Origin of the sequence: Micromonospora sp. S-DT3-3-22, assembly GCF_015354745.1 — a bacterium.
GTDB classification, from domain to species: Bacteria; Actinomycetota; Actinomycetes; order Mycobacteriales; family Micromonosporaceae; genus Micromonospora; species Micromonospora wenchangensis.
The window spans coordinates 1-9,267 of the sequence record NZ_JACGMO010000187.1; the positions used below are offsets into that span (position 1 = coordinate 1).

The window sequence follows — 9,267 nt, forward strand, 5'->3', positions numbered from 1 at the left end:
TGCCGGCCCCGCCACCCCACCGGGAGACGGCCTGTCGTCATCCGGCGGCCCACCGGGCTACCCGCCCTCCGCGCCAGCCCGCCGGGCGTGTTGCGTGGCCGGAGTCGGAGCGCCAGCGGAGCGACGGACACGCGCCCAGGCGGCGGCGCGTGCGGCCCGTTCAGGGCCGCCTTGAAGACGTACAGAAAGTTTGAACCACATCGCCGGCAGCCGGCCGCCTCGGTCGTCGGTGACTGGACACGGGATGGTGCGGGAACCGGGTCGCTCCGTACCCTGGCGGGATGGCCGACCTCGTCGATACCGCTCGGGAAGTTGCGCGACACCTGTTGGAGACGCCGTTACCTCGTCGGTGGAGTCACGTCCAGGCGGTGGCCGCCAAGGCAGACCGGATCAGCGCGGCGGTCCCGGCCGAAGATCGTGCGGTGCTCGTGGCGTCGGCGTGGCTGCATGATGTGGGCTACAGCCCGGACCTGGTCGACACCGGTTTTCACTCCCTCGACGGTGGGCGATGGTTGCGCCGTGAGCGGTTCAACGAACGGATTGCCGCCCTGGTGGCTCATCACTCCTGCGCGTGGCTGGAAGCCGAGGAGCGTGGGCTCGGCGAGGTCCTGGCCGCCGAGTTCCCTCGGGAGGAAACCGCAGTGACCGACGGGCTCTGCTTCTCGGACATGACGACCGGGCCGGACGGCCAGGACTTCGAGGTGTTGGAGCGGCTGGCGGAGATCCGGTCGCGGTACGGGCCGGAGCACCTGGTGACCCGGTTCATCGGTCGGGCGGAACCGGAGATGGTCGCCGCCGTGCAAAGGACTCAGCGTCGGCTTGCGGGCAGCGTCGCTCAGCCGATGTAGGGCTCGGGGCGTTTCTCGTAGCCGTGGGTGATGCGGAGCAGGGTCGACGGGTGGATATCGAGTGCGGCCAGCTCGTCGCGGGCAACCCACCGGACTTCGTGTGACTCGTCGCTCGGGGTCGGGGTACCGCTGACCGGTACGGCGCGGAAGCAGAGCGAGAACTGTTGCCGTACCTCGCCGTCTGAGTACTCGATGACATGACCGGGGTCGGAGTAGACGCCGACCATGCCGACCACCTCGACACTGATGCCGGTCTCCTCGCGGGTCTCCCGCGCTGCCGTCTCGGCGACCGTTTCGCCGATCTCCTGGCCACCACCGGGCAGGGACCACAGGCCGTTGTCGGTACGCCGAATGAGCAGCACCCGGGCCTGCTCGTCCCGGACGAAGACGGAAACGGCGACGACGATGCTGTTGGCCTTCGGCGCGTTCGGGTCGTGGTAGTGCTCGGTTCTCGCCATGTCTCTAGGCTGCCACCTCGTCGCCGGGCCGGCGCTTCGAGACGCCCAAGATCCGGTCAAAGCTGTCGGAGTAGGTGCGGAACAGGTCGCCGCCGTTGAGCTTGCGCAGGTGCATGACGGGCGCGTGGGGCGCCGGGAAACCGAGGACGTGCATGTTGACCAACATCTCGTCATCGAAGCGGTAGATCGAGTTGTAGAGGGTCGTGTCGTGGTAGAGCACGTTCACCCCGGGCGCATCCTCAAGCCGCTTGTAGTACCCCTGGACCTGGCGGATCTTCGCGGCCATCACGCCCGGTGCACCCTCCTCCACGCTCCTTCGCTCGATCGCGGCGCTGGTCGGATCACCGAGCAGGATGTTCACCGTTACGCCGTCAAGGCCCTTTTGACGCAGGACGTCGACAAGCATCGGGTCCTGCTCCACGAGGAATAGGCCGGCATAGGCCAGTACGTCGATGCGCTGCTCGGCCCGTTCGATCAGTCGTCGCCACAGGTCGTTCGGCACCGAGGATCGCCGGGAGTAGAGCTGGACCATTTCGCTCTGCCCGATTTTCGATGCCCGTTCCGGTGTCACCGCTTCCGGCCAGAGGTACGGGACGTCTTCGCGCACCATCGCCGCGATGGCGTGCCGATGACGCGGGTACGGCGTCCGATTCTGGGTGATCCACCGTTCTACGGTCTTCGCGTCGACCCCGATCCGCTCCGCTACGGCGACGGGAGTCAGGCCGTTGCGCAGGATGGCATCGCGTAGCCGGTCGTTCGGCATCGGACACTCCTCAAGGGACGACTTTAGGACGACTACAAGGTAGCTGAGACGTCCCATAGTCGTCCAGCCCATCGGATGGGTTGTCCCCCGCTTTCCGGGAGTCTTTACCGCATAGGCCAAGAGCAGAAAGTCCACCGGGGACAAGCTCACTACCTGGCCCGAGACACAGGAGGTTTGTTGTGAAGCTGTACGTGGACACCCAGAGCAAGCAGGTTCAGGTGACGAGGGACCCGGAGCCGAAGAACGACCAGAACGGCAACCAGCGGTCGGAGAAGAACACTGGCCGGCTCATGTGGTCCACCCAGGTCTTCGTGCTCGACGAGACCGGTGGCGAGATCATCACCATCACCACGGCGGGAGAGAAGCCGGGCGTGACGGTGGGACAGCTCGTCGCTGTCGAGCAGTTGGAGGCCATTCCGTGGGCGACCAACGGGCGTAACGGCGTCGCGTTCCGTGCCATCTCGCTGAAGCCGAAGGCTGGTGCCTCGGCGGCCAAGTGAGGTTCTTCGCTCACCGTGCTGTGTGAGCCTCTGGTGTCTTCGCACGAAGCGGCCTTCGGTCCGCTGACCTGATCCCATCTGGTCCGGGAGCGTTTCTGGCTCCTACTCTCCCGGCCCTGGCAACCCTCTGTTGCCGTCAACAAATCGTGGCGCGGGGTCGGTACTGGTCTTATGCCGCCGACCCCGCCTGCCCGTATTCCTCGGGAAAGGGGAATCGATCATGATGCAGATGATGTGCCAGCACCCCGCCTGCGCCTTCAACGCGGAACAGGAAGTCAAGGCGGAAGGCACCACCTACAGCTTCATGGTGTGCCGTACCGATGTCTTCTGGGCCAAGGAGCAGATCCAGCGGGATCTGCCGGGCCGCCGAGTCGTCACCAAGTCGCTGCGCGGCTTCTGAAATTTCGAGCGCGGGGCCGGTACTGGCTCCTACACCTGCCGACCCCGTGCTCTCCAACCCATCCAGCCCAATCGCTTGGGAGGACGTGTCATGTCCAAGTCTAGCCCTCGCCGCTCGTTCGGGCGGAAGTCAATCGGAACCGTGACGGTCATCGAGGCCAAGGTTCACCGGTCGTCGGCCCGGAACGCCCGTATGGCGTTCATCCTCACTGCGGTCATCATCGGCGTACTCGCTGCCGTGGTGGCCGCTGCCTACGTACACCCGATCATCGCGCTGTTCATCGGCGCGGCCGTCAGCGTCCCGTGTGGCGCGCTGGCCTGGCTGCTGGTCCGCATCTGGCCGGTACTGCGGCTGCTGTGGTGGTGGACCCCGGAAATCGTCCTGGCCGTGCTGCTGCTCACCGGCTGGGTGCAGCTCGCTACCCACACTCCGACCCTGGTCACCCTGGCCGTCGTTGCCGTCGTTCTCGGCGTCCCGGCCGCTGTTCCTGCTCTCCGCCGCCAAGTCGTCGCCTGGGTGTGGTGCCTGATCGTGCGCCACCGGCTGCGGGTGTGCTTCGCGCAGTTCATCATCGCCAACCAGTCGGGCTCCCTCCCGCTGATCCTCTGGGCCACGCCGACCCCGGTCGGTGAGCGGGTCTGGGTCTACCTGCGGCCCGGTCTGTCCCTGGCGGACCTGGAAGGCCGCCTCGACAAGATCGCGGTGACCTGCCACGCCTCATCCGTCCTGGTCGAACGGGCCTCGGACGGCAACGCCGCGTACCTGCGGTTCGACATCAAGCGCCGTGAGGTGCTGACCGCGACCGTCACGTCTCCCCTGGCCGACGTCATCGACCCGGACGCCCCGGCCAGCGACCGGCCGACGCCGGTCATCCCCACCGCCCTGGACCTGCCCGACGTCCAGGCGTCGCCCATCACCCTGCCCGTCCAGCCCAAGAAGCAGGCCGTCACGTCGGCCAACGGCAGCAAGCCGGCCCCCGCGCCGTCGTCGGACGCCGACGACATCTCCGACTGGCTCTGATCCGCACCCAACCCAACCCGGACGCGGGGAGCCCTACGGGCTCCTTCGTGTGGCTTCCCGCGCCCACCAACGCCCAAGGAGGGCACCCATGGCTACGGCATCCGCCCCGACCGCCGGCATTCCGGTGGGGCCTGGCCTGTCGATGTTCGACCCGATCTTCATCGGCATCGACGAGTTCGGCCAGCACGTCTACATCACCCTGGCCTACCGCAACCTTCTCGCCGGGGGTGAACCCGGCGGAGGCAAGTCCGGCCTCCTCAACACCATCGCCGCTCACGCCGCGCTCTCCGTCGACTCCCGCCTTGTCCTGCTGGACGGCAAGCTCGTCGAACTGGGTCAGTGGGAGGACTGCGCCGACGCGTTCATCGGCCCCGACATCACCGCCGCCCTCGACGTCCTGCGACGCCTGCAAACGGTGATGAACAACCGTTACGCCTGGCTGCGCGCCCACGGGCGTCGCAAGGTCACCGCCCTCGACGGGCTCTCCGTCATCACGGTGCTGGTCGACGAGATCGCCTTCTACTCCGCCACCATCGGCAGCAAGCAGGAGCAGGAGGAGTTCGTCGCCCTGCTCCGCGACCTGGTCGCCCGGGGACGTGCCGCCGGCATCCCCGTCATCGCCGCGACTCAGCGGCCGTCCTTCGACATCATCCCCACCAGCCTGCGGGACCTGTTCGGCTACCGCGCCGCGTTCCGCTGCACCACCCCCAACAGCTCGAACATCGTCCTCGGTCACGGCTGGGCCGAGCAGGGCTACACCGCCACCGACATCGCCCCCACCAACCAGGGCGCGGCCTACCTCATCGCCGAAGGCGGCACGCCCCGCCGCATCAAGGTGGCCTACCTCGATGACGCCCAGATCGCCGGCATCGCCGACTACGCCACCTGGACCCGTCGCCCCGCCCGCTTATCCGCATCCACCGGAAACCGAGTCGACTGGGAGACCGCCGCATGAGCCTGCTACAGCGGATCCACGCCCGTCGCACCCCGCGACCGACCACCCGATACGTCAACCGCTTCGTCGTCGGCACGCCCGCCGAACTCGCCACGCTCCTGAAGCTGGCCGCCGATCACGGGATTCTCGCCTTCGCCTCCGCGCCCGTGCCGCTGCCCGACGACCCCACCCGATTCCGCCGCTACCTGCGGCTCCGCACCAACTGAACGGCCGACGGAACCGGCTCAAGCCCTGGAAAGCAGACCGGTTCCGCCGACCTCCCACCAAGCCCTTCTGAAAGGACGTGGCTGCCGTGAAGGCTACCCAGAACCCACCCACCACCGGAACGGTCACCCCTGCTGACCTGCTCCGGATGGCTGCCCTCTACCTGCGCCGGCACGGCTGGCACCAGGGCACCTACTACGCCCCCACCACCAACATCCCCACCCCGCCGGCCTGCGCCGCCGGGGCTATTCGCATCGCCTGCGCCGGTCGCCCGGTCGAGCAGTTCGCCCAGCTCGATGGCGACACCATCGCCGACTACGTGACCGCTCTCGACGTGCTGGTCGATCACCTCGACGCCACCGCGCCCGTGTTCTTCGTCGACGAGGACGGCTACCTCCTCGACGAACACACCTCCCCCTACTCCTGGAACGACGACCCGGCCCGCACCGCCGAGCAGGTCGTCACCGCCCTTGAGGCCGCCGCCGACGAGTGGGACCGCCTCCACACCGCCGGGGGTGGGAACCGGTGAGCACCGTCAAGGCGTCCTTGACGCCATCCGTGCCGGCTCAGAAGCGTCGGGAGGTCGTCGAGAACGACCAGTTCGCCGCCTTCACCCGGCGCATCATCCGCGCACACGGCCGACGCGTCGCCACCGGCGATGTCGAAGCGCTCCGCGACCTCGTCGCCCTGTCCGCCGACCTCGACCGGGCCATCGGTGACGCCGTCATCGGCCTGCGGGCCTTCGGCTACTCCTGGGCCGAGATCGGCTCCCGCCTCGGCATCTCCCGCCAGGCCGCCCAACAGCGCTGGGCAGACCGCTCATGACCGTCTTCTACGACCCGACGGGCAGCCGCTACGGCATGCCCACCTATCCGTACCGGATGGCCCCCGACGGCCTTGCTACCCGGCGGCAACTGCGCGCCGCCGGCCTCCGGCCCGCCGGACAGGAGCCCGTCTGCCAGGTCCTCTGGCGTCGCGGTAAGCGGGTCGCCTACCTCTACCGTCTCGATCTCGCCAAGCCGAAGCGGACCGCCACGCCCGCCCAGCGGGAGGCCATCGCCAAAGCGCTCCGCGCCCGCCGCACCTGTCAGACGTGCGGCCTGGTGCAGCCCTACTACATCCCACGCCGCTACGGCTGCTGCCTCGACTGCCACGGAGGCCACTAATGGGCGTCCTGATCACTTTCGCCGTCATCCTGCTCATCGGCATCGCCATGGCCTACATGGGCGGTGTCCGATGAACCGTCAACCCGCCGGCCCCCGCATCGAGGGCGTCGTCCTGGTCCTCATCCTCATCACCGTCGCCGGCTTCGCCGGGGCCGCCTCGTTCACCCACGTCAAGGACTGGACCCTCGCCAACTCCCCCACCGGCACCGGGCAGTGGTTCGGCTGGGCCAACGCCGTCATCTCCGAACTCGTCCCCATCGCCTGCCTACTGACCATCCGCCGACGCCGCCGGCTCGGCGCTTCCATCGGCTATCCGCTGTTCCTGCTCATCGCCGCCGCTGGCCTTTCCCTCGCCGCACAACTCGCGGTCGCCAAACCGGGCCTGTCCGGGTGGCTCCTGTCCGCCGTACCCGCCCTGGCCTTCATGGCCCTGGTGAAACTCGTCCTCGCCCCCGTCAAGGGCGACAACCCCACCCCGCCGGCCGCCGAGCCGGCCGAACCCATCCACGTCCAGGTGACCGAGCAGGTCACCACCGAACCGGCACCGCCGGTCGCCATCACCACCGACCCGGCACCCATCACGGTCGCCCGGCCCACCGAGCCGGAACCCGTCACCGCTGCGCCTGTCGCGCCGGAGCCCGCCACCACGCCGGCACCGGAGCCGGTCGACGTCCCTACCCACCTGCTGCCCATGGCCCGCTTCGCCGCCGTCCAGCACGAGCAGAACACCGGAGCACCCATCACGCCGGGCGAGCTGGCCGACCGGCTCGACGTCACTCCGGCCGTCGCCGGGCAGCTTCTCACCACTCTGACCGGTGGTGCCCGATGACCATCGTCATGGTCGACATCGAACACGTCACCCACACCTGCCCCGTCTACCCCGACGGGCACCCGTACGACATCCGGCGCACCGTCGTCGACGTCATCCCCGGCGGACCCTGCCGGGCACCGGTCACCGTCCGCTGCGGCGAACAGACCACCCTCATCCCCTGCCACCGGCACGAACCGACCAAACGCCAATGCGGCGCCTGCCGGGTCATCGTCACCGAACGCACCATCACCACCCGCACCCCCAACGGGACTGCGGCTTGATGGGCTCGACGCTGGACCTCACCCCCCGCGCTTCGGCCCGGGGGGTGGGCTCGAACGCCGACGTCCCACCCGTCTACGACTACACCGCCGCCGGCTCCGCCTTCGAACGCGCCACCCGACCGGACTACTTCGGGTGGATCGAGCACGTCCGCGCCGCCGCCGGCTGCACCCGCCCCATCCGCCTCGCCGGAAGCCTCCTCACCGTCGACTCGGCCACCGGTCGGGTCCTCGACCGGCGGCACACCGACGCGATGCCCGACGCGGTCATCTACACCGCCTGCGGCAACCGACGCGCCACCGTCTGCCCCTCCTGCGCCCACACCTACCAACGCGACGCCTACCAACTCCTGCGCGCCGGCCTCGTCGGCGGCAAGGGTGTACCCGACACCGTCGCCCAACATCCGGCGGTGTTCCCCACCTTCACCGCCCCGTCATTCGGACCGGTCCACGTCCGGGCGGTACGCAAGCACACCTGCCGGAACCGCAAGCGCTGCGACTGCCGTCCCGACCCCTGCCACGCCCGCCGTGCCACCGACCCGGCCGCCGGCCGCTGCCCCCACGGCCGCCCCGCCGCATGCTGGGCCAGACACGAACCGGGTGACGCCGCACTCGGTCAACCGCTGTGCCTGGACTGCTACGACCACGACCACCAGGCCGTCTGGAACCTGTTCTCCGGCGAACTGTGGCACCGCACCAAGCAAGCCGCGGAACGACACCTCGCCAAACTCGCCCGCCACCGCGGCATCCCCGGCGTCCACATCGTCACCGCCGCCGGCAACACCCGCACCGTCCCGCCCGTCCGGCTGTCCCACGGCAAGGCCGCCGAGTTCCAGGCACGCGGCGCGGTCCACTTCCACGCCCTCGTCCGCCTCGACGGCGTCGACCCCGACGACCCCGCCGCCGTCGTCCCGCCACCGGCCGCCTTCACCACCGCCGACCTCGTCGACGCGCTCCGGCACGCCGCCGCGCAGGTCGCGTTCACCAGCCCCGCCCACCCCGACCGGCCCGACGGCTGGCCGATCACCTGGGGCGAGCAGCTCGACATCCGACCCATCACCCTGAACGGGCACGGCGAGGTCACCGACAGCATGGTCGCCGGCTACCTTGCCAAGTACGCCACCAAGAGCACCGAGGTAACCGGGCACCGCTCCGTCAGGCTCACCGCCGACACCATCGGCGACCACGCCGACCCCGACGGCGACCACACCGCCCGCCTCATCGACGCCTGCTGGCGCATCGGCCGACCCACCGGCACCCCCGTCCCACTGTCCCAGCGGCCCCGCGACCACCGGCCCCGGCCCGGCTTCGTCGACCGCTGGGAGTGCCCCGACTGCGGCACCCACACCCGGTACGCCGCCTGCCCTGTCTGCGTCGCCCACCGTCAAGCCGCCCTTGACACCGAATCGACGCGACCGGCCAACCCCAACCCCTACGCCCGGCTGCGTCGCTGGGCGCACATGCTCGGTTTCGGCGGCCACTTCCTCACCAAGGCCCGGCGGTACTCCGTCACCTTCCAACTCCTGCGCGACACCCGCCGCCAACACCGGCAGCACGAGGGCCAGGACCACGCGCACCCGACCGGCGGCCAGCTCGTCGACGAGCACGACGACACCACCCTGATCGTCGGCAGCCTCACCTTCGCCGGCGTCGGCTGGCACACCACCGGTGACGCCCTCCTCGCCAACACCGCCGCCGCCATGGCCCGGGAGCGACAACAGATCGCCCGAGAGGAGCTACAGATCTTGAATGGTCAGGTTCGTCCGATGTGGTCTGTGTGGCGGTGTGGGGTTGGGGTAGATCGATGGGATGAGGTATCCCGATGGTGGTGGATTGTCCGCGCGGGGGCGGGCGAAGCGTGAGG

14 protein-coding genes are annotated in these 9,267 nt (G+C 69.3%); 12 read left to right on the forward strand and 2 right to left on the reverse strand.

Annotated features, from left to right (window positions below; genetic code table 11):
* The first annotated feature begins 281 nt into the window (after nt 1–281).
* The gene (locus H1A17_RS32155) at nt 282–848 is read left to right on the forward strand and encodes an HD domain-containing protein (RefSeq protein WP_194823639.1); all 567 of its coding nucleotides are present in this window, start codon (nt 282–284) and stop codon (nt 846–848) included.
* Here H1A17_RS32155 and H1A17_RS32160 read toward each other — a convergent pair.
* Nucleotides 836–1,306 (reverse strand): NUDIX domain-containing protein, encoded by a 471-nt coding sequence (locus tag H1A17_RS32160; RefSeq protein WP_194823640.1) that lies wholly within the window; start codon nt 1,304–1,306, stop codon nt 836–838. The genes H1A17_RS32155 and H1A17_RS32160 overlap by 13 nt on opposite strands.
* 4 nt (nt 1,307–1,310) lie before the next feature.
* Entirely contained in the window at nt 1,311–2,069 is a 759-nt protein-coding gene (locus tag H1A17_RS32165) for an XRE family transcriptional regulator (RefSeq protein WP_194823641.1), read from the reverse strand.
* A gap of 179 nt (nt 2,070–2,248) precedes the next feature.
* On the opposite strand from H1A17_RS32165, the gene H1A17_RS32170 reads away from it, so the two are divergent.
* From H1A17_RS32170 to H1A17_RS32220, 11 genes are all read left to right on the forward strand, one after another.
* Complete coding sequence (locus tag H1A17_RS32170) at nt 2,249–2,569, forward strand: hypothetical protein (protein ID WP_088643449.1); 321 nt, start codon at nt 2,249–2,251, stop codon at nt 2,567–2,569.
* 220 nt (nt 2,570–2,789) lie between these two features.
* Nucleotides 2,790–2,969, forward strand: a complete 180-nt coding sequence (locus H1A17_RS32175; RefSeq protein WP_194823642.1) for a hypothetical protein — start codon at nt 2,790–2,792, stop codon at nt 2,967–2,969.
* 90 nt (nt 2,970–3,059) lie between these two features.
* Nucleotides 3,060–3,989, forward strand: a complete 930-nt coding sequence (locus H1A17_RS32180; protein ID WP_194823643.1) for a hypothetical protein — start codon at nt 3,060–3,062, stop codon at nt 3,987–3,989.
* A gap of 88 nt (nt 3,990–4,077) precedes the next feature.
* Complete coding sequence (locus H1A17_RS32185) at nt 4,078–4,944, forward strand: FtsK/SpoIIIE domain-containing protein (protein ID WP_194823644.1); 867 nt, start codon at nt 4,078–4,080, stop codon at nt 4,942–4,944.
* Nucleotides 4,941–5,150: a hypothetical protein gene (locus tag H1A17_RS32190; RefSeq protein WP_194823645.1), complete on the forward strand. Its 210-nt coding sequence runs from the start codon at nt 4,941–4,943 to the stop codon at nt 5,148–5,150. Before H1A17_RS32185 ends, H1A17_RS32190 begins: the two co-directional genes overlap by 4 nt.
* Nucleotides 5,151–5,236: 86 nt before the next feature.
* The gene (locus H1A17_RS32195) at nt 5,237–5,677 is read left to right on the forward strand and encodes a DUF6197 family protein (protein ID WP_194823646.1); all 441 of its coding nucleotides are present in this window, start codon (nt 5,237–5,239) and stop codon (nt 5,675–5,677) included.
* Nucleotides 5,674–5,973 (forward strand): hypothetical protein, encoded by a 300-nt coding sequence (locus H1A17_RS32200; RefSeq protein ID WP_194823647.1) that lies wholly within the window; start codon nt 5,674–5,676, stop codon nt 5,971–5,973. The genes H1A17_RS32195 and H1A17_RS32200 overlap by 4 nt, the downstream gene beginning before the upstream one ends.
* Nucleotides 5,970–6,314 carry an RRQRL motif-containing zinc-binding protein gene (locus H1A17_RS32205; RefSeq protein WP_194823648.1) on the forward strand — a complete coding sequence of 115 codons (345 nt, stop codon included), beginning with the start codon at nt 5,970–5,972 and terminating at the stop codon, nt 6,312–6,314. The genes H1A17_RS32200 and H1A17_RS32205 overlap by 4 nt, the downstream gene beginning before the upstream one ends.
* Before the next feature lie 70 nt (nt 6,315–6,384).
* Nucleotides 6,385–7,143 (forward strand): hypothetical protein, encoded by a 759-nt coding sequence (locus H1A17_RS32210; RefSeq protein WP_194823649.1) that lies wholly within the window; start codon nt 6,385–6,387, stop codon nt 7,141–7,143.
* A complete protein-coding gene (locus tag H1A17_RS32215) occupies nt 7,140–7,406 on the forward strand; it encodes a hypothetical protein (RefSeq protein ID WP_194823650.1) in 267 nt (88 codons plus the stop codon). The genes H1A17_RS32210 and H1A17_RS32215 overlap by 4 nt, the downstream gene beginning before the upstream one ends.
* Nucleotides 7,406–9,265, forward strand: a complete 1,860-nt coding sequence (locus H1A17_RS32220) for a replication initiator (protein ID WP_228544652.1) — start codon at nt 7,406–7,408, stop codon at nt 9,263–9,265. The genes H1A17_RS32215 and H1A17_RS32220 overlap by 1 nt, the downstream gene beginning before the upstream one ends.
* Nucleotides 9,266–9,267: the final 2 nt, after the last annotated feature.